This is a genomic window from Roseburia sp., from assembly GCF_041325975.1.
In the GTDB taxonomy this organism is placed as follows: Bacteria; Bacillota; Clostridia; order Lachnospirales; family Lachnospiraceae; genus Roseburia; species Roseburia rectibacter.
Genome location: NZ_JBGLEJ010000004.1, coordinates 1,485,889 through 1,507,331, shown reverse-complemented (window position 1 = coordinate 1,507,331; position 21,443 = coordinate 1,485,889). Strand labels below are relative to the sequence as shown.

Sequence of the window (21,443 nt, the reverse complement as noted above, 5' to 3'; positions counted from 1 at the left end):
TCTGTTATGAAATCGATATTATTGATTGGTCTTGGACGATTTGGCAAGTTTATTGCTATGAAGCTGCACACTATGGGACATCAGGTTATGGCAGTAGATACCAGTGAGGAACGTGTAAATGCACTGCTTCCTTATGTTACCAATGCACAGATTGGGGACAGCACCAATGAAGAATTCCTCGCTTCTCTGGGTATTGGCAATTACGATTCCTGTATTGTTGCCATTGGAGATAACTTCCAAAACTCTTTGGAAACCGCTTATCTGCTGAAAGAATTGGGCGCTAAAAAGGTTATTGCCCGTGCATCTCGTGAGATACAGGAAAAGTTTCTGCTACGTAATGGCGCAGATGAAGTGGTCTACCCTGAAAAGCAGTTGGCTGCATGGACAGCAGTCCGTTGTTCCTCTGAGAATATCTTGGAGTACATTGAACTGGATAACGAATACGCTATTTTCGAATTGGAAATCCCACTTGAGTGGAACGGAAAAACCATTGTACAGTTAGACATTCGTAAAAAGTTTGGCATCAACATCCTTGGTATCCGTGAGAACGGAAGATTAAATATGAGCATTACGCCGGATACCGTGCTTGGTCGAAATAAATCGATTCTTGTGTTAGGACAGGAAAAAGCCGTCCACAAGTGCTTCCGCATATAATCAATCCTTTTTTAATCAGGCTAAGGAGGTGTTCTTGATGAAGGATCTGTTTTTAATACTAATTCTGTTGGCAACTTTTGCATTTGGATACTATGTTGTTGCAAGATTCGGAGATTTCATTGAAGAAAACCAACGCCTAATCGCCGAAGGTAACCGAAATAGCCAATGCAAGATTCATATTGCAGCAGAAACCCCGATGCTGTTGAATTCCATTGCATCTGCATTAGAGAGCTGTTCTGAATCTGCTCCTCATGTTGAGTTCTTTCTCAGTAGCGGACAAATCAATCATCTCTTAGATAAGCTAATAAACGAACGTATCGACATTCTTCTTCTGGCAGATGACAGCACAGAACCTTTGGGGCAACAATATGCTTCTGTTCGGATTCCATACGAAAAGACAAAGATGCTGGTAACCACGCTTGGTCTAACGGTTGAAAATTTGGATGAGGAAAAATGGATTCGTGTTGTTTGGAAAAAGAGTTTGAAATCCAAAAATCGTGACCGAGTAATTACAGCATTGGAAATGGAACATTGTAGACTAAAATGCGGATATGCTGACTATTTAGACTGATCGTTCACATTTTCGAGGTAGAAATCAGGACTTTTGTATGGTAGAATCTATTACAAAATTGGAGGTGAGGATAATGAATAAACTAAATAACATTAACAGCAAGCAGGATCATATCCTCGCCTGTCTGTCGTCGGCACCGTCCAATGCAAAGATCATTCGTACCGCCGCAAGAATGGCAAAAGCCTTTGACAGTCAGTTTACAGCATTATTCGTTGAAACACCGGATTTTGCAGTGGCTACCGACGAAAACAAAAAGCGATTAGAGGAAAACCGCAAGTTGGCTGAACAGCTTGGAGCGACTATCGAAACGGTATATGGCGACGATGTTCCGTACCAAATTGCAGAGTTTGCCCGCATCTCCGGTATTACTCGAATTGTTTTGGGCCAAAGCTCCGCTATCCAAAAGCATCTGTTTGGAAAGCCGACATTAACACAACTTCTGTTGTCCTATGTACCAGAGCTGGATATTCATATCATTCCAGATAAAGCAGCAGATACGACCTATCATCCCAAAAAGGCGAGGAAATACCATCACGAGCAAATCATAAAAAACACTGTAAAGAGCGCTCTGATTCTGTTTGCGGCAACATTACTCAGTTTGTTGTTTCACGAGATAGGCTTTACCGATGCAAATATTATAATGGTGTATATTCTTGGTGTGTTGTTGACATCTATTGCCACATCCCATCAGATATACAGCTTGATTTCATCCATAGTCAGTGTATTTATCTTTAATTATCTGTTTACAGCACCTCGATTCTCGCTCGCAGCTTACGATACCGGTTATCCGGTAACATTCGTAGTTATGTTTTTAACGGCGTACATCACAGGTACATTTGCCATTCGATATAAAGAACAGGCACGACAATCAGAGAAAATCGCCAAACGAACAAAGGTACTTTTTGATACAGATCAGCTTTTGTCTAAGGCAGAAAACAAATTAGCCATTCTGCAAACTGCCGGACAGCAGATCAACAAGCTGCTCGGACGAAGTATAGTCATTTTTGACCACGAAGGTGGACGATTATCTGAGCCGATACGTTTCATTTCGGATGAACAGCGCTTTTACGATGAAGAAACAGAACTTGCGATTGCAGAGTGGGTTCTTCAGAACAATCATAATGCCGGAGCTACAACAAAGAACTTCCCAGATGCACAGTATCTGTATTTTGCTGTTCGTGTCAATGAACGAATATATGGTGTCGTGGGAATTGATGCAATGGCAGGTGCTTTGGATGCATCAGAGCAGGGCATCCTTTTGTCTATTCTCGGTGAAACAGCGCTTGCACTGGAAAATGAGAAGAATATCAGGGAAAAAGAAGCTGCAGCAATTCTGGCAGAGAGTGAACAACTTAGAGCTAATCTGCTGCGAACCATCTCCCATGACTTACGCACTCCGCTGACAACGATTTCCGGTAATGCAGGCAATCTTTTACACAACAGTCATAGCTTTGATGATGAAACCAAACAGCAGATTTATGCAGATATTTACGATGACTCCATGTGGTTGACCAACCTGGTGGAAAATCTTTTGTACTCTACTCGTATCGAAGAAGGTCGCATGATGCTGAAAACCTCTCCAGAGCTGGTTTCTGAAATCATCGAGGAAGCGATGCAGCATATCCGCCCCAATGCAAAAAAGCATTCCATCACTTTGAATTATGGGGATGATTTACTGATGGTACGGGCAGATGCAAAGCTGATCGTACAGGTCATCATCAATCTTGTGGACAATGCACTGAAATACACACCTTCGGACACCTTGATTAGTATCAGTGCTGAATGCAAGAACGGGATGGCGGAAATCAAAATCGCTGACACCGGCAAGGGCATCAGCGACGTGGAAAAAGGAAAAATATTTGATAAATTTTACAGCGGCGAACATAAAATAGCGGATAATCGCCGCAGTCTTGGACTGGGTCTGTACCTCTGCAAGGCTATTGTGGAGGCACATGGCGGATCAATCCACATTACGGACAATTTACCGCATGGTTCTGTGTTCCGTTTTACCCTTCCGCTGGAGGAGGTAATAATACATGAATAACTTTCAAATCCTCGTTGTGGAGGATGATGCTCCGGTACGCAATCTAATAACTACAACATTAAGAGCACATGATTACCGCTTTATTGCATCAGGCACCGGTGAAGGAGCCGTGATGGAAGTAGCTTCTCATAATCCTGACATAATTTTACTGGATTTGGGACTACCAGATATTGATGGAGTGGAAGTAATACGCCGTGTCCGTAGCTGGTCAAACGTTCCAATCATTGTTATCAGCGCAAGAGCTGAGGATAATGATAAAATTGATGCACTGGATGCCGGTGCAGATGATTATTTAACAAAACCGTTCTCTGTTGAAGAATTACTAGCACGTCTGCGTGTTACCCAGCGCCGCCTTGCGCTGATGCAAAATGTGAGCAATGAACAGGCAGTCTATCAAAACGGTCCACTTCGAATTGACTATTCTGTGGGTTGTGCTTATCTGGGTGACGATGAGCTGTCTCTGACTGCAACGGAATACAAGCTGCTGTGTTTACTTGCACGAAACACAGGCAAGGTATTGACACATCGTTTTATTTTACAAAATGCATGGGGAAGCAGTTGGGAGAATGACATTGGTTCTCTGCGTGTTTTTATGGCAACTCTGCGAAAAAAGCTGGAGAAAACCCCTGGCGCTCCACAATACATCCAGACTCATATTGGCGTTGGATATAGGATGCAGAAAGTGGAATAATGCTAAGAAACAGTTAAAAAATCTCTACTTACACTTTGTTGATGAAGCAATTGGTGACATAGCCAGAGAGCTATTCTATAATAAAAAATATTATATTGTGGGAAAGAAGGTGGAATCACAAAATGGATACAAGCGACAGTTGTCCTGACCCTGACCGATGCAATAACAAAATCTATTTGTTCAGATATAGAAGTTAAGACACGACTCGTGCATTGGAATCCATGCATGGGCTGTGTCTTTTGCTTTTTTGAAGATAGTATATTGTTATTGTAGAAAAAGGTTAAAATGTTAGTATTGTTTTTATTACAGATTATATTGATTGCATTAAATGCAGTTTTTGCTTGTGCAGAGATTGCGGTACTTTCCATAAACGAAACAAAATTGGAAAGGATGGCGGATCAAGGAGATAAACGAGCAAAACGCCTGTTCCGTCTGACAAGAGAGCCTGCCAAGTTTCTGGCAACCATTCAGGTGGCCATCACATTGTCTGACTTCCTGGGTTCCGCATTTGCGGCGGATAACTTCTCTCTCATAGACTGAAATACCGAGGGAGGTGCGTGGTATCGCAAGAAAGAGTGCTCCAATCAATGTAATTGTCCATTATCCAAAAGCTGAAGAAACGGTAAGATTTACCTTCATAAGTGATTGTCACGCCATCCTGGGACGTAACGATTGACTCTAAACGGTTATCTTTCTTCTGATCCAGCACCCTGCTTAAATATCTGCCGCGACCACAACCAGTGCCACGATCGCCGCTCTCGTATATGTAAACCAGCACAAAATCCATGCGTCCACAAGGAAAATACTTCTCCGGTAACAGGTATAAAAATCCGGTATCATGCTGTAATCTGAATTCCAGTTATACTGGCTAAATCCGGTATCATACTCCGCTAAATACACCACAAATGGCAAAACACACAATACCAGGATCACCGGCAGCAGCAAATCATTAAAATGTCCTGCCGTTTTTCTCTTTTCCCTTACTGCTTTTTTTACTGGTTATCTCCTATCAGCCAAGCAACTCAAGAATTTCTTCCTTGGTGAAACTTGCAGAATCCATTCCTTCGCCCTCAAGTACCTGCTCGGCAAGTTTCTTTTTGCGCTCCTGGATATCGATGATCTTCTCCTCGATGGTTCCCTCTGCCACAAGTTTGTATACTGTCACGACGTGCTTCTGTCCGATACGGTGTGCACGGTCTGTCGCCTGGTTCTGTACCGCAACATTCCACCATGGATCATAGTGGATCACGATGTCCGCAGAGGTAAGGTTTAATCCGGTTCCACCTGCTTTTAAGCTGATACAGAATACCGGAACATCATCATTATTAAAACTATCTACCATCTGCATACGTTTTTCCTTATTGACAGAACCTGTCAGAAGATAATAATCAATACCTTCCTTTTTCAGACGATCTGTCAGACGATCTAACATGGATGTAAACTGTGAGAACAAAAGGATCTTGTGTCCTGCTCCGACTGCATTTACGATCAGTTCCATACACATATCCGTCTTTGCCGATTCCCCCTGATAATCTTCTAACAGAAGTCCCGGATCACAGCAGAGCTGACGCAGTTTTGTAAGTTCTGACAATATCTGCATCTTTCCTTTCTGAAATTCTTTGTCATTCTGTCGGCTTAACATCTCTTTCATTCTGGTTGCATAAGCATCATATAGCTGCATCTGCTCGCCATCTAACCTTGCAAATACATTTTCTTCGATCTTCTCCGGAAGGTCTTTTAATACATCTCCCTTCAGACGTCTTAAAATAAACGGACGGATCATGCGCTGTAAGCGCTCCATCTTGTTTGCATCCTGATTTACCGCGATCGGAAGTTCAATTTCCTCCCGGAATTTCTGATAAGTATATAAAAATCCCGGCATCAGATAATCAAAAATACTCCACAGCTCGCTGAGCCTGTTTTCAATCGGTGTTCCGGTCAATGCAAGTTTGAATGCTGCAGTGATCTTTTTCACACCTTTTGCCGCCTGGGTGGACGGATTCTTGATATACTGGGCTTCATCAATGACCTGGATCGCAAATACAAATTTCTGGTACACTTCTGCATCTCGCTTTAACAGATCATACGAGGTAATAAGGATCTCGCCCTCTTTACTGTGTCTTATGATCGATGCACGCTCCGGTACACTGCCGGCTACTATGACAGTCTGCAACTGCGGGGCAAACCGCGAGATCTCCTTCTGCCAGTTATAAACCAAAGATGCCGGACACACGATCAGCGAACGCCGCAGCTCCTTTTCCCCGGACTGCATCTCTTCCTGTTCTGCTGTCAGGAGACTGATGACCTGAAGCGTCTTTCCAAGTCCCATATCATCTGCCAAAATACCGCCAAATCCATTTTCACGGAGTGTCTTTAACCACAGGAAACCATTCTTCTGGTAACTTCTCATGATCGAATTTAACGTTTCCGGCACTTCATAGTCACTGTCCTCGATCGTTTTCATATTGCGGACCATGCCCTTGAACTCTTTATTTTTCTCGATCGATAGGAGCTGATTGTTCTTTAATGCCGCATCAAGATACATTGCGCGGTATTTTGGAACAATTACAGTGCCTTTTTTCAGGTTTGTTTCTGTCAGGCGCAGATCCTCGCTGACTTCCGCTAATGTACTCAGTCCATCTTCTTCAATATTTAGAAAATCACCGTTTTTCAGACGGATATACTTCTTTTTCCGGTCATATTTTGAAAGCAGATATGCAAGTTCTTCCCTTGACATTTCATCGGAATGAATTTTTAATTCCAGAAGATCGCTCTTTAACGAAATGCCCACAGAAACAGCCGGTGAAGATACAACCTTTAAATTACGGAAATTCTCCGTCGTATATATGGTCATAAATTCGCCCAGTCTTCTGAGACCGCCTGAAACAAGCTGGTAAAGCATTTCCTCATTATGTGACAGCACAAACACGGTCTGTGCCATGGCGTATTCATTAAAATACGGTTCTACAAGATTTTTGATGCGGAGTTCCTCTGCAAGGTCACGCACTTCCCCCGGTGCGATCTTCTCAAGGACATTATATTTATCATCCCCGTAAACAGCCATCAGTTTCGCGCCTACCGTATTCATATCCTGTCTGTCTAAGTAAAGTTCAAACTCCGGCTTTGGCGGCACATAAAGGCTCTCATCAAATCCGGCCTCTTTCTCCACCTTAAAATATTTCTTGAGCAATGGAAGAAGATCACGGCAGAACATGGCAAGCTCATCTGCAGCAATATAGGCCTGTCCCCCGGTCTGACGGTGCATAAATTCAAAAAACTCCCCGACTGTCTCCTTCATTCCTGCAGGACTGCGGTAGATCATATCCGCATCATAAAAATAAAAATATTTTTCACCTATGATCACAGAATCATCTTCCAGCAGCAGAAAGATGCCGGAACCACCCTGACGGATGACCAGTTTCGGCTTTTTCTCTTCCGGTGAAAACGTATAGGTATCCTCCGGTAAAAATCCTACCTCCGCCTCAAACGGCATGTCACCAACTGCCTCAAAAAAGCGGTCGATTCCCACACCATCTAACTCCATTGTGCGCTCATAGCTGCCTGTATACGCATAATACGCATGGAACTGGCTCTGACGCCTTTTGTCCATTTCCTGCTGTTCCATAAATGTGATGATGCGTTTTGCAGATTCCGTAAATGCATCTAAATGATGATAAAATTCCAGTTTTTTTCCATAACGGACTTTTTCGTTAATTTTGATCGAATGTAAAAATGCAGAAATATTTTTGAGAACATATTTCTGTTCCATTCCGATCTTAAATTCTACTGTCGCGTAACTGTATTCCATTTTAAAGTATGGCTCTAACTCCACCTTACCGTAAATATTTTCCGGTAGAAGATAAGTAGAACCTGCACGCATGGAATAACGGTTTAACAGATTTTTCAGCGACGTATCTGTCTTTAACTCTTTTTCCGCATAAGGCTTTGTCTCCTTCTCAGGAGCGATGCCAAGTTTTGCATTCAAAATATCTTTTGCCTGTCTGCGGTTCACATAAGCGAGTGCAATGGCAACGCAGTGTTTGCAGATGCCCTCATAGTTACAGAATGCCTCACAGTTGCAGCGGCTCTCTGAAACTTCCGCATATTCTTCATCTATCACAAGCCGGACATCATAATGATCCTCGACTTGTCCTTTTACTTTTCCAGTTAATTCTGCCTTTGGAACGCCATCTTCCGTGTATACATCATAGGAAAATTCCTGTACAAGTCCCTGCTCATACAATTCCTTTCCCCGGCGGTATGCTGCCGGATATGCTTCCTGTTTAATGTCTGATATGGAAAACATGTCTGCTTTGCTCCTCAATCGTATATTTCTTGCATCTTTTTATTGTAGCATAAATTTGAGGATTCGGTTAGATTTTTTTACTAAAAACTGCTTCTAAAACACAACTTTGATCTCTGTTCCCACACCGACTTCACTCGTCATTGAAATCTGTGCATCATGCTGGGCAACAATGTGTTTTACGATGGCAAGTCCAAGACCTGTACCGCCGGTAGATTTTGACCGACTCTTGTCGACACGGTAGAAACGCTCAAATACACGTTCCTGCTGTTCTTTTGGGATTCCGATACCGGTATCTTTTACGATCAGTACCGGTCTGGTATTTTCGATGGCAGTCACGATCGTGACACTACCGCCTTTTTTATTATAACGGACCGCATTACTGCAAAGGTTAAACAACAGTTCCTCAAGCAGTGTCTTATTCCCGCTCATCGGAACAGACGTCCCCTCTAATTGCAATGTCACCTCGTTTTTCTCTGCCTGCATCTGCATGGAGCTGACGCACTGCTCTCCAAGCTCATGCAGATCAACCGTCTCAAATTCAAGTTTTAGATCACTGTCATCTAATTCTGACAGCTTAATAATATCATTGATCAGCGACTGCAGCCGCTCCGCGCTCTTATGGATCTCATTTGCAAAATGCACGGTATCCTCACCGCCTGTCATTCCGCTTGCGATCAGTTCTGCATATCCGGAGATAGCTGTCAACGGCGTTTTTAATTCATGTGAGACATTGGCTGTAAATTCCTGCCGCATCTGCGCATGGTTTAAGATATCCATATGCTGCTTTTTGATCATGGAAATAAATGGCTGCATTTCCTCATAAACTTCTGTCTCATCCACGAGAACGATATTGTCTGCCATCTTCTCGATCGGTGCCATCAGTCTCCGCGTCAGGCGGTATGAATAAAATACACACATCAGAAATACCATCAGTCCAACCGCCAAGATCAGCCCCGACATCGTAGACACCAGATGATAAATGCTTCCGCTCTCTTTTGCCACACGCACAACACTTCCATCTTCTTTTCTGAGTGCATAATAAAAAGTATGCTTCGACGAAGTGGATGAGACACGGATTGATTTTCCCTCACCATTTTTCATTGCTTCTGCGATCTCCGGACGTTCTTTATGATTTTCCATGGAAGATACATCTTCCATGCTGTCATATTCCACATCACCATTTTCATCCACGCATGTAATGCGCAGTCCATCGGTTTCCAAAGAATAAGTGATGTCTTTCGATAACTGATCCGGACTTATCACTGAAACAACATGTGCATTTGCCTTTAGATCATCAAATATCTGTTCTTCTAAAATCTGATAAAACAGAAACATAGAACAAACGGCAGTCACCACAATGGCGATTGCCGCAATCAACATAAACCCGGTATTGATCTTTTTCTTCATTCTATCATGTACCCCACATTCCGCACGGTCTTGATACAGCTTCCCGCTGCACCAAGTTTCTGCCGCAGTGTTTTGATATGCATATCAACGGTACGGCTCTCACCCTCATACTCGAAACCCCATACCTGATCCATGATCTTATCTCTTGATAAAACGATTCCCTGATTGAGCATCAGGTACTTCAGTAATTCAAACTCTTTAAACGTCAGTTCACACGTCTGCCCTGCAACGGTAACAGCATGTTTATCCATATCCATAAGAATATCTTCATGAATCAGCTGTGAATCTTCATGCACGCGGCTTGTTCTTCTAAGCATTGCCTTCACACGGGAGATCAGCTCCATCACGCCAAACGGCTTTGTGATATAATCATCTGCTCCAAGATCAAGTCCTTTTACTTTATCAAGTTCACTTGTCTTTGCCGTTACCATGATGACCGGAACCTCTGCAGTTGCCTTATCTGCCCTTATCTTTGTTAAAATATCCAGTCCGTCCTCCCCCGGAAGCATGATATCTAAAAGGATCAGTGACGGAATATTTTTTTCCAGACGCTTAAAAAATGGTGCACTGCCCTCAAATTCTTCCACTTCATAGCCACTGTTTTTGAGTGCATACCGCTCAATTTCACGAATATTAATATCGTCTTCCACTATATAGATTGTTGCCATATTTTCCCTCAATCTCCATTTTCAAGCGTCTTTTTTGTACACCAACTGTGTTCCATGCAAATATTCGATTGCTAAAAATCCTTCACACTTAAATCTGATACATCTTCTCGAACTCGTTTAACTGTTTTGTAAACTCTGCACTCTCCTCAGCATCCATCTGCTCGGTAAAACTGTGTTCCTCTAACTGGGTATCCTCTAACTGCATCATATATACCGCGATATTCGAACAATGGTCTGCAACACGCTCATAGTTCATTGCAAGATCTGACAATACAAGACCAAGCTCAATGGTACATTTCCCTTTTCTAAGACGCTTCATATGGTTTTTCTTTACTTTCTTGTTTAACTCATCAATAACTTCTTCTAACGGTTCTACCGTACGTGCCAGTGCTTCATCCCCCTCCACGAACGCATTTGTGGTACGCTCTAAGATATCGCGGAGTGCCGCACTGTATACCAGCATTTCTTCTTTTGCTTTCTTAGAAAATACGGCTCCCTCTTTTACCATCTGCTGTGCATTTTCCACTACGTTGATGGAATGGTCGGAAATACGCTCAAAATCTGTCAGACAGTGAAGCAGAGATGTCACCTTCAGACTGTCTTTGTAAGATAAATTCTGGCTGCTTAACTTTGTTAAGTATGCGCTGAGTTTATCATCATAGGTATCTACAATATTTTCTTTTGCAATGACATCCCCGACCTTTTCTTCGGAGTATTCATCGAGTACGGTCATAGCCTCTAAAAATCCTTCATGTGTGATCTTCGCCATCTGGTTGGCAAGAGAGTGACACTGCTCAATTGCAAATGCAGGACTGCTTAAGAAGCGGTCGTCTAAGATCACAAATACATCCTCTTTCTGATTCTGTTCCTCTGCAGTTTTCGGGATCGTTAAGTATGCCAGTTTCTCCAATCCCTTTGTAAATGGAAGTAAAACCAGGGTTGCGAACACATTAAATATGGTGTGGATCATTGCGATTCCCGCTGCTCCAACGACTTCATTGGTAAATTCAAATCCGATCAGCGCATTGCCTGTATAAAACAATACCAGAAACAGGATCGTACCGATCACATTAAAATAAAGATGCACGAATGCCGTTCTCTTTGCACCTCTGTTTGCGCCGACTGCTGAGATCATCGCCGTCACACAGGTACCGATATTCTGTCCCATAATGATCGGGATCACAGAACCATAGGTAAATGCTCCTGTTACAGACAGTGCCTGTAAAATTCCGACCGATGCAGAGGAACTCTGGATGATCGCAGTAAGTACAGCTCCTGCTAATACACCAAGGAACGGATTATGGAACATCGTTAAGATATTCGTAAATTCCGGCACGTCTGCAAGCGGTTCTACCGCCCCGCTCATGCTCTCCATACCGTACATCAATACTGCAAATCCAAGTAAGATCTCGCCGATATCTTTTTTCTTGTCGCTCTTTTTCGACATACAAAGTATGATACCGATCATTGCAAGGATCGGTGAGAAGGAGGATGGTTTTAACATCTGGATAAAAAAGTTATCCCCCTGCAGTCCACTTAAGCTCAAAAGCCATGACGTTACCGTTGTTCCGATATTTGCACCCATAATGATGCCGACTGCCTGTGACAGCTTCATAATACCGGAATTTACAAAACCAACCACCATAACCGTCGTCGCCGATGACGACTGGATCACTGCCGTTACACCTGCACCAAGCAACACTGCCTTGATCGGGTTTGATGTCAGAGTCTCTAAGATCTTCTCTAATTTACCTCCTGACATCTTCTCCAGTCCGGCACCCATTACATTCATTCCGTACAGGAACAGTGCCAATCCGCCAATGAGGGTCAGTACTCCAAAAATATCCATCTCAATCTCCTTTTGTATGCCGCTTTTCTTATTCTTTACGTTTTTTTGACATATAATTTATTTATACAGCATTTTTCGTCATTTTGCAATTAGCATAAAAAGGAGTATGTAAATTCGCCGTCAACTTTATGTAAAATCTATGTAAAATCTCAAAGAAACCATTTATTTTTGTCTATTTTTAATTTTCATGCTGCCCGGTAATAGAATAAATTACCCACTCTGCAATATTGGTCGCATGGTCTCCGATACGCTCAAAATATTTTGCTACCATCAGCATATCTGTTGCCTGTTCACCATTTTTTACATTTTCATTGATCTTTTTAATGAGCTGCTGTCTGAACTGGTTAAACAGATCATCCACCACATCATCTTCTTTGATGACCCAGTGTGCTAAATCCATGTCTTTCTGCACGAATGCATCCACACTCTTGATCACCATATTTGTTGTCTCTTTTGCCATCGCCTTGATAAGGTCAAGATTGATCGGATCACCGGTTTCATAGGATGCATCTGCCATTAAGATCGTCATCTCCGAAATATCGGATGCATGATCTCCGATACGCTCCATATCTGTGATCATTTTAAGTGCTGCAGAGATCAGGCGCAGATCTTTTGCTACCGGCTGCTGCTGCAGTAATAATTTCATACAAAGACTTTCAATATCCCGCTCCTGATGATCGATCTCCTCATCAAAGCTGATCGCTTTTTCCGCTTTTTCCACATCCTGTTTCACAAGTGCAGAACATGCCATCTCGATTGCCTGCTCGATCAGGCCTCCCATTTCTATTAATTCGTCATTCAATGTCTGAAGCTGTCTGTCAAACCTGTTTCTCATGATTTTCCACTTCCTTCTTTCTTTTCACTGTAATATGTTAATGTGCATTTTCTTTCGCTTTTTGTATGTTATAAGCAATGAAAACTGAGGTATCATCCAAAACGTCCGGTAATGTAATCCTCTGTTCTCTTATCCTGCGGAACTGAGAATAACCGCTCTGTATCACCGGCTTCAATGACTTCTCCTAAAAGGAAAAATACCGTCTTATCCGATACACGGACTGCCTGCTGCATGTTATGCGTTACCATAATGATCGTATACTGTTTTTTCAGTTCAATGACAAGATCCTCAATCTTTGATGTTGAAATAGGATCAAGCGCAGAAGTCGGCTCATCCATTAAGATAACTTCCGGATTGACTGCAAGTGCCCTTGCAATACAGAGTCTCTGCTGCTGTCCACCGGACATACCAAGTGCACTTTTTTTCAGTCTGTCTTTGACTTCATCCCAGATTGCTGCATCCCGCAGGGATTTTTCCACAATCTCGTCTAATTTTGCCTTGGAACGGATACCGTGTGTTCTCGGTCCATAGGCAATATTGTCATAAATGCTCATTGGAAACGGATTTGGTTTCTGGAATACCATCCCGACACGCTTTCTTAAAAGATTGACGTCCATGCCATTGTAAATATCTTCTCCATCCAAAAGAACGCTTCCGGTGATCTTACATCCTTCCACTAAATCATTCATTCTGTTTAAACTTTTTAAAAAGGTGGATTTTCCGCAGCCGCTCGGTCCGATAAAAGCGGTAATTTCATTTGAGCCGATCGACATATTGATATCTTTTAATGCATGAAAATCGCCATAATATAAATCAAGGTTTGAAATTTTAAATTTTTCTGACATGTTTTCTCCTCTATTTTTGCCTACAAATCTTTTTCACATCACTGCTTCGGTGCTTCAAACTTCTTTGCGATCAGGGAAGATACCCCGTTGATGATTAGTACCACGACAAGAAGTACAACTGCTGTCGCATATGCCTCATTTGTATGCATACCCTCACGCGATAACGAGTACATGTGAATCGCTAAAGTACGTCCGGAATCGAAAAATCCCGCGAGATTTGCAACCGTACCTGAGGTGTAAATCAGTGCCGCCGTTTCTCCGACGATTCGTCCGATTGCTAAGATGATGCCGGATAAAATACCCGGAATTGCACTTGGTAGTACGATCTTAAATATGGTACGCAGTTTTCCTGCGCCGAGTCCGAAACTTCCTTCGCGAAATGAATCAGGGACACACAAAAGTGCTTCCTCCGTCGTTCTCATGATGACCGGGAGTACCATGATCGCGAGTGTTGCAGCACCTGCCATCATCGAATACCCCCACTTTAATGCAGTCACAAAAAACAGCATACCAAACAGTCCATAAATGATAGACGGAATACCGGACAGCGTCTCTGCCGTAACACGAATGATCCCAACCAGCTTATTTCCTTTTTTTGCATATTCTACAAGGTAGATCGCTGCACCTACGCCAAACGGCACGGATAACAAAAGTGCCAGCACTGTCATAAACAATGTATTGATCATTGCCGGAAGCATTGACACGTTATCTGAGTTATACGTCCATGCAAACAGCGATGGTTTTAAGTACGGGATACCGCGGATTAAAATATACCCCACCAGAAACACTAAAACGCCTACGGTCAGCACTGCTGCTATCAGCACTAAAAGCAGCAATATGAATGAACCCGGATGTTTCATATATGATTTGATCTTGTCTTTCAAAGACTGCTGATTGATCGCAGCAATCTCAGATTCCATATGTTTTTCCATCTGATTCCGCCCTTTCTAATTATCCTTTGTACGTCTCTTTAAAATAGAGAAAGAGACATTGATGATGAGGATAAACACAAACAGTACCACACCGGTTGCGATCAATGCTTCCCGGTGAAGATCCGTTGCGTATCCCATTTCCATTACAATATTTGCCGTTAAGGTACGGACTCCTTTAAAAATACTCGATGGCACTCTTGCCTGGTTTCCTGCAACCATCATAACCGCCATTGTCTCACCAATCGCACGTCCGACACCGAGCACGACCGCTGCCATAATACCGGATTTTGCTGCTGGAACGATTACAGTAAAAACACTTCTCTCATGTGTTGCACCAAGTGCAAGTGCTCCTTCATAATAGCTGTTTTCCACGGCACGGATTGCTGATTCCGATACACCTATAATTGTCGGCAGAATCATAATTCCAAGCAGGATCGACGCTGTTAAGATACTGTTTCCATTTCCTTTAAAATGCTCTCTGATAAATGGAACTAACACAACCAGACCGAAAAATCCGTATACGATCGAAGGAATACCTGCTAAGAGATCCACGATCGGTTTTAATATCCGGTACAGTTTTTCCGGACAGAAACGTGCCATAAAGATCGACATCAGAATTCCGATCGGAACACCGATCAGGAGAGCTCCTCCGGTTACATAAATACTTCCTAAGATCATCGGAAAGATTCCGAATATGTTATTCGTCGGTTTCCACACTTTTCCCGACAAGAACTGCCATACGCCGATTTTCTGCATTGCCGGAAATCCGTTTGCAAACAAGAACACACAGATTAAGGCTACCGCGATAATGGATATGACTGCCGTAAAGAGGAAAACGCCTTCCATTACTTTTTCTTTGATATGATTCATTATTTTTCTCCAGACTGATAAAAAGTTGTGTACGTTATTTATGTAAAGACCGGCAGAGTAACTGTCTCTCCCGGTCTTTACCTGATGTTTTATAATAAGGAATTCCATGAAATATGTTGTTTGTATCTGTCTGTATTACTCTGTAACGCCATCCCAGGATGTGATCTCGCCTGTGTAGATGCCTTTGACTGTATCTTTGGAAAGATCTGCAGTCGGGTTGTCATTGTTTACGATCACTGCAATACCATCCATAGCGATCACGGTTGCTGTTAAGCCACCCTCTGTCTCAGAATCTTTTAATTCACGGGAAGCCATACCAATATCACAGGTTCCATCCATAGCTGCTGTCATACCTGTGGTAGAATCACTCTCCTGAATCTCGATCTCTGCACCGCTGTTGACTGCAGCATATGCCTCTTTTAATTTTTCCATAACAGGTGTTACGGAAGAAGATCCTGCTACAACGATTTTTCCACTTGCGCCGTTTGACTCAAATGCTGCTGCACCGTCATCTACCGGGATGTATTTGTTATCAGAAATAACTGCCTGTCCGTCTGCGCTCATGATGAAGTTGATAAAATCCTGTGCTACATCACTTGGTGTTCCTTTTGTTGCAATATTAAACGGTCTTGCGATCGTGTAATTCCCGCTCTTAATATTATCTACGGTAGCTTCTGCTCCATCGATGGAAACTGCTTTTACACTGTCATTTAAAGAACCAAGTGATACATATCCGATAGAGTACTCATCACCTGCAACAGTTGTTAACATAACATCCGTACTGTTTGTAATGATCGCTTCATCTGTTGTATTATCGATTTTCTCACCGGCATCGTTTTTCTCTTCTACACCGAACAGCTCGATGAAAGCGCCTCTTGTACCGGAACCATCCTCACGGGATACCACGTTGATATACTCGCTGTTATCAAAATCACCGGATGCTGCATCTGCTGCCGTTGTATCTGCCTGAGTATCTGCTGTTGTATCAGTTGTCGTATCTGCAGAACCATCTGCGCTGGCATCTGAACCTGCATCTGCACTTGCGTCAGCTCCTGTATTTGTGCTGCTGTTGCTGCCACAGCCTGCAATCATGCCAACTGCCATCATACCTGTTAATAACATACACATTACTTTCTTTTTCATTTTTTAATCCTCTCTTTTTTCAATTTGCAGGTTGTCTGCTTTCCTGCTGTTTTCTTTTCATTTCCTTTTGACAGTTTTTATTTTAAAGCACTTATGTAAAATACATGAGAGAGGTTTAGTAAAATGTATGTAAAATAATGGTAAATGTTTCGCTTACTTTTACATCTTCTCGATCTGTCTGCGCAGTTCTAACATCTGGTTATCTACTTTTGCGATCACATCAGAATAATTTTTTGTTGCCTGCTCCACATTTTCAATCTGTCCTGCATTTTTCTTGTAGCACATCTGGTTATCCAGTTCTGCCCAGTAGTCCATGGCAAACGAACGGATCTGTATCTCCACCCGCACCTCTGTTGTTTTTTCCAGATAAGTAACAGGAACACCCACGATCAGATGGATGCTCTGATAACCGCTTTTTTTGGGATTTTTTACATAATCCTTCTCTTTGAGCAGTTTAATGTCCTTCTGTTTCTTTATATAATCCGCCACGCGGTAAATATCATCACAGAAAAAACAGACGACACGGATTCCGGCAATATCGTTTAAAGTATCTACCGCTGCCTGAAACGTTACCTCTCTTCCCTTCCGCATCAGTTTTTTTACAATACTGTCTGTCTGCTTGATCCGTCCCGTCATAGTACGAATAACCTGACGGCCAAATTGCTCCGTCAGGTCCGCATTGATCATTTTTAATTTTGCCTGCACCACATCCATCGCATATGTATAAGAAATCCGTACCATAGGTGCTTCAATCTGTTCTTTTATTTGTTTTTCCATGAGCAAGATACCTGCTCCCGCTAAATTCTCTTTTATTCCTATGCGTTTTTTCTGATTTTTAGAATCTTTCTTCGGCAAAATCCATATCTCCTATTTCGTAACCATCTTCGTCTTCATAATAATCATTTTGATCTTCTGCTTCGAACTCATCCCGTACATTTTTCTGTGCAAAATCCTTTTCTTTGTGCTGCATCGCATTTGCCTGAAGCTTAAAAACGACAATCCCGATCACAAACATTGCTGCGATCACGATAACACCGGCTTTTGAAGTATGAAAAATCTGCGTGGAGATTCCCATGAGCATCGTTCCCATAAAAGATGCTCCCTTTCCAAAAATATCAAAAATTCCAAAATATTCACTGGATTTTTCTTTCGGTATGATCCTCGCATAATAAGAACGCGATAATGCCTGGATCGCTCCCTGAAATACTCCGACAAAAGTTGCCATCATCCAGAATTTCCACGCCGCATCAAGCCAGAGCGCATAAACGGCACACAGCTTCCGATATATCCCCATGCATATCCCTGCGAGGATACATCATCCATGCGCTCATCTGTCGTCACATCCACGAGCATGGAATCATAAAAGATGAGACTGCCGGAAAATCCGACTTTGGTGATCACAAATACCACCAGAAATAACATGGCACTCTTCGGAAGCGCAAGTGCGGCACATCCAATAACTCCTACCATCATAAAAAGTGTAAATAATGGTTTCTTCCGGTTCTTTCCATCTGCAACCGTTCCGAGCACCGGCCCTAATATTGCCACGATCAAAGTGGAAATTGAGATCGCATAGCTTAAATATGCCGTAGAGTCAGCAGCAGATATGCCGTTCTGTGTTGCCATATTTTTAAAATAGATCGGTATGATCGTGGACACTAAAAGTGCAAAGGCAGAGTTTCCGACATCATACATTACCCAGTATTTTTCAAGTTTATTCAATTTCTGTTTCATTTTCACTAACCTCGATTCTTCATGATAAAATCAAAAATTTCATGATAATATCTGCATCTTGTTTTATAATCTGCATTAAAAATTTCATGTTTGGATGCCGGCATACAGACCAATGAAGCTGTATCCACATGATTTGCAAAAACTGCGATCGCACGATTATCTACCATATGATCATTTCCTGCTATAAAGATCAAAACAGGAATCTTAATGCGCTCTAAGTTCTTTTTTTGCATCAGTACCTCTGTTGCCTTCATCGATGCCAGAAGCCATCCATATGTACCTCCATTCGTCTGGTACCTGGAATTTTCCAGTCTTTGACCAAAAATATAGTAATAGCGTTCTCTTGAAATGCAGCTGCTATGCTCAAAATCCGGTCTGCCGGAAAATCCGCTCTGTCCTGCAGCATAACGATCACCTCTTTTTGTTTTCACATAAAAAGCTGCCGTCATTTTTGCTGCCCACCACGGATATTTTCCAGTCTGCATCCGAAACATCGGTGAGGAAAGGATTGCTCGTTCAAATACTTTCGGATGTTCCTCAACATACCGCGCTGCGATCGCACCGCCCATAGAATGTGCAAAAAGAATCCTGTGCTGCTCCATCCGGTAATTCATTTTTTTCATAAAGCAGTCTAAGTCTTTTACATAATCTTCAAAATTGCGGATATATACTTTCTGTGCATCCGGGACTTCACGTTCTGAATAACCATGCCCACGATGCTCTAAGATATAAACAGAACAGCCCTGCTGTAAGAAATAATAAATAACCTCGTTATATTTTTCCGCAAACTCGCTGAATCCGTGTGAGATCACAATACAGGTGTCCGCCTCTGCATTAAGATACTGCTGATAAAAAATGACTGCCCCGTCATAACTGTGAAAGCAGCCATATTTCCGATATTGCTTTAAATATGGTTCCACCAGATTTTTTTGCCAATTCCGGTATCCTTCGTCTGCAAAATACAGACTGCCTGCCGCATTCATAACGCCGCCATTTCTTTATGCTTCAACAATTTCACCAGCTCCGGTGTCAATTTCCCATCACTGTACTCTTCCGCAATTTTTTTGCCGCGGTCCGGGTAATTTGTGATCATTGCATCGGCACGTGCCGCACAGACAAGCCGCATATATTTTTCCTCATTTACAGTCCATACATGGACTTTCTTTTTCTGCCTCCTGCACTCCTCCATGAATCCTTCATACTGAATATTATAAAGTGCCGGATGCAGTGCATCTGCGCCTACCACATAAGATGCATAACTGACTGGATTGACAATCCCGTCTTCATAAAGCATTCCGGTCTTCGCCTGTGGATTGATCTCCTTGATTTTTTGTATGGAATAATGATTAAATGAAGAAAAAATCACACGTTCCATCAGTCCCATACGCTCTGTGAGGTCTAACACCCGCTCCTCAATCTCCGGATAAAATACAACACCTGTCTTGATTTCCACATTAATTGTCAGATCTGTTGGCTTTATCAACGCATATACTTCCTCTAATGTGGGAATCTGTGCATGCTCATATTCCGGATGCGTGCGGTTGAAATTATGCTTTGTCAACTTTGCATAAGTAAAATCTTTTACCCAGCCGCTTCCATCGGTCACACGGTCAATCGTTTCATCATGGATGACAACAAGTTCTCCGTCTTTTGTAAGCTGCACATCCAGCTCGATCCCGTCTGCGCCAATCTCCACCGCTTTCTCAAAAGCTGCCATTGTATTTTCCGGTGCGTATCCGCTCGCACCACGGTGTCCCCACACGAGTGTTCTTTCCATTTTTTACTCCATTCCTGCCGGTTTCTTCTTTTTCCTGATGGTTTTTCTTTTCCAGAATTTTTATCCTGCCTGTTTTTCCTTCTGCCCGGCTTTTTTGCTTTTCTCTTTTTTCCTTATCTTAAGCGGTGATTGTAAAATGGGTGTGGAGTATTATGTAAAAAATGGGTAAAAAAATACAGAACCACATTTCTGTGATTCTGTAACATGCCTTTATTTCTTCCTGTGATTCCTTTTTCCCTGATGATTCTAATCCTTATGCGCAGCCTCATAAACGTTATAGCATGCCGCAGCCCCAATCACGAGCGCAGCCCCGATAAACGCCGTGCGTCCGATCGTCTCTCCGCAAAAGATCGCAACAAGAATCGGGTTCAAGATCGGCTCTAATGTAGAAGTTAAGGATGCCGTAACCGGTGAAACACAATCTAAGCCCCTCGATAAAAAGATGTAGGATAATCCAAACTGGATCACACCAAGAAGAATAATGCAGATCCATGCCTTCGCAGAATGATCGGTCTCCCCTAAAAACGACGGCAGTCCAATGCAGAGGCTCATAACATGGGATGCTAAAAGTGATGACTCAAAATCAGCGCCAGGAAAACCTTTCATCATCATAACCAATGCATAGGTAAATCCTGAAAATACTGCAAGCAGATTTCCTGCCATTCCGCCGGCACTTAGGGAATCTAAAAAGAAACACAATATCCCTGCGAACACGACCGCGCACGCGATCACTGCCGCCTTTTTCGGTTTCTTCTTATATAATATCCACATCAGCAGGATCACAAAGATTGGCTCTGTAAATTGGAGCACGATCGCATTTGCCGCCGTTGTCATCTTTGTCGCAGAGACAAACGTCAGTGCCATAACTGTATTGCAGACAGCACCAAACAGTACCGTCTTATTCCATACAAATTTTCGTTTTGTGATCACCATATAAGAGGCGATCAGCATAAATGAAAAAATACTGCGGATTCCCTGGATCGTAATGGAACTCCACGGAATCGACTTTATCAGAACGCCTCCTGTACTGAAACATACTGCAGAGAGCAGCACATAAATGGTTCCTTTCATACTTTCTTTATCTAACTGTTTTTCCCGCATTTTAATCCTCATTTCT

18 protein-coding genes and 2 pseudogenes are annotated in these 21,443 nt (G+C 42.5%); 5 read left to right on the top strand and 15 right to left on the bottom strand.

What is annotated here, in order from left to right; all coding sequences use genetic code 11:
- The first annotated feature begins 6 nt into the window (after nt 1-6).
- The 5 genes and pseudogenes from ACDD58_RS10610 to ACDD58_RS10590 form a co-directional block, all read left to right on the top strand.
- Nucleotides 7-654: a TrkA family potassium uptake protein gene (locus tag ACDD58_RS10610; RefSeq protein ID WP_117920843.1), complete on the top strand. Its 648-nt coding sequence runs from the start codon at nt 7-9 to the stop codon at nt 652-654.
- Nucleotides 655-691: 37 nt separating this feature from the next.
- Complete coding sequence (locus ACDD58_RS10605) at nt 692-1,225, top strand: hypothetical protein (protein WP_118209277.1); 534 nt, start codon at nt 692-694, stop codon at nt 1,223-1,225.
- Between the two features lie 73 nt (nt 1,226-1,298).
- Nucleotides 1,299-3,269: a DUF4118 domain-containing protein gene (locus tag ACDD58_RS10600; RefSeq protein WP_158576207.1), complete on the top strand. Its 1,971-nt coding sequence runs from the start codon at nt 1,299-1,301 to the stop codon at nt 3,267-3,269.
- On the top strand, nt 3,262-3,960 hold the full coding sequence (locus tag ACDD58_RS10595; protein ID WP_370777356.1) for a response regulator transcription factor: 699 nt from the start codon (nt 3,262-3,264) through the stop codon (nt 3,958-3,960). The genes ACDD58_RS10600 and ACDD58_RS10595 overlap by 8 nt, the downstream gene beginning before the upstream one ends.
- Nucleotides 3,961-4,245: 285 nt before the next feature.
- Nucleotides 4,246-4,488 (top strand): annotated as a pseudogene (locus ACDD58_RS10590) (CNNM domain-containing protein); the annotation flags it as partial.
- Nucleotides 4,489-4,674: 186 nt separating this feature from the next.
- Here the strand turns inward: ACDD58_RS10590 and ACDD58_RS10585 are convergent.
- The 15 genes and pseudogenes from ACDD58_RS10585 to ACDD58_RS10515 all read right to left on the bottom strand — a co-directional run bounded on the left by ACDD58_RS10585 (nt 4,675) and on the right by ACDD58_RS10515 (nt 21,439).
- Nucleotides 4,675-4,905 carry a hypothetical protein gene (locus tag ACDD58_RS10585; RefSeq protein WP_118209280.1) on the bottom strand — a complete coding sequence of 77 codons (231 nt, stop codon included), beginning with the start codon at nt 4,903-4,905 and terminating at the stop codon, nt 4,675-4,677.
- Nucleotides 4,906-4,969: 64 nt separating this feature from the next.
- A complete protein-coding gene (locus ACDD58_RS10580) occupies nt 4,970-8,266 on the bottom strand; it encodes an SNF2 helicase associated domain-containing protein (protein WP_370777354.1) in 3,297 nt (1,098 codons plus the stop codon).
- A gap of 93 nt (nt 8,267-8,359) precedes the next feature.
- Nucleotides 8,360-9,673: an ATP-binding protein gene (locus ACDD58_RS10575; protein WP_117920849.1), complete on the bottom strand. Its 1,314-nt coding sequence runs from the start codon at nt 9,671-9,673 to the stop codon at nt 8,360-8,362.
- Nucleotides 9,670-10,341, bottom strand: coding sequence for a response regulator transcription factor (locus tag ACDD58_RS10570; RefSeq protein WP_117920850.1), 672 nt, complete (start codon nt 10,339-10,341; stop codon nt 9,670-9,672). The genes ACDD58_RS10575 and ACDD58_RS10570 overlap by 4 nt, the downstream gene beginning before the upstream one ends.
- An 88-nt stretch (nt 10,342-10,429) precedes the next feature.
- Nucleotides 10,430-12,190, bottom strand: coding sequence for a Na/Pi cotransporter family protein (locus tag ACDD58_RS10565; RefSeq protein ID WP_117920851.1), 1,761 nt, complete (start codon nt 12,188-12,190; stop codon nt 10,430-10,432).
- Between the two features lie 178 nt (nt 12,191-12,368).
- On the bottom strand, nt 12,369-13,025 hold the full coding sequence (gene phoU, locus ACDD58_RS10560; RefSeq protein WP_118209283.1) for a phosphate signaling complex protein PhoU: 657 nt from the start codon (nt 13,023-13,025) through the stop codon (nt 12,369-12,371).
- Nucleotides 13,026-13,117: 92 nt separating this feature from the next.
- Nucleotides 13,118-13,870, bottom strand: coding sequence for a phosphate ABC transporter ATP-binding protein PstB (gene pstB / locus ACDD58_RS10555; RefSeq protein WP_370777350.1), 753 nt, complete (start codon nt 13,868-13,870; stop codon nt 13,118-13,120).
- A gap of 38 nt (nt 13,871-13,908) precedes the next feature.
- Nucleotides 13,909-14,802, bottom strand: a complete 894-nt coding sequence (gene pstA, locus ACDD58_RS10550) for a phosphate ABC transporter permease PstA (RefSeq protein WP_117920854.1) — start codon at nt 14,800-14,802, stop codon at nt 13,909-13,911.
- Between the two features lie 15 nt (nt 14,803-14,817).
- Entirely contained in the window at nt 14,818-15,672 is an 855-nt protein-coding gene (pstC, locus tag ACDD58_RS10545) for a phosphate ABC transporter permease subunit PstC (RefSeq protein ID WP_117920855.1), read from the bottom strand.
- 135 nt (nt 15,673-15,807) lie between these two features.
- The gene (locus tag ACDD58_RS10540) at nt 15,808-16,815 is read right to left on the bottom strand and encodes a substrate-binding domain-containing protein (protein WP_370777348.1); all 1,008 of its coding nucleotides are present in this window, start codon (nt 16,813-16,815) and stop codon (nt 15,808-15,810) included.
- A gap of 159 nt (nt 16,816-16,974) precedes the next feature.
- Nucleotides 16,975-17,670, bottom strand: a complete 696-nt coding sequence (locus ACDD58_RS10535) for a GTP pyrophosphokinase family protein (protein ID WP_370777346.1) — start codon at nt 17,668-17,670, stop codon at nt 16,975-16,977.
- Nucleotides 17,651-18,549 (bottom strand): annotated as a pseudogene (locus tag ACDD58_RS10530) (MFS transporter). The gene ACDD58_RS10535 and the pseudogene ACDD58_RS10530 overlap by 20 nt, the downstream one beginning before the upstream one ends.
- A gap of 5 nt (nt 18,550-18,554) precedes the next feature.
- On the bottom strand, nt 18,555-19,532 hold the full coding sequence (locus ACDD58_RS10525; RefSeq protein WP_370777344.1) for an alpha/beta fold hydrolase: 978 nt from the start codon (nt 19,530-19,532) through the stop codon (nt 18,555-18,557).
- On the bottom strand, nt 19,529-20,326 hold the full coding sequence (locus tag ACDD58_RS10520) for a glycerophosphodiester phosphodiesterase (protein ID WP_370777342.1): 798 nt from the start codon (nt 20,324-20,326) through the stop codon (nt 19,529-19,531). Before ACDD58_RS10520 ends, ACDD58_RS10525 begins: the two co-directional genes overlap by 4 nt.
- Nucleotides 20,327-20,572: 246 nt before the next feature.
- Nucleotides 20,573-21,439: a DMT family transporter gene (locus tag ACDD58_RS10515; RefSeq protein WP_241070818.1), complete on the bottom strand. Its 867-nt coding sequence runs from the start codon at nt 21,437-21,439 to the stop codon at nt 20,573-20,575.
- Nucleotides 21,440-21,443: the final 4 nt, after the last annotated feature.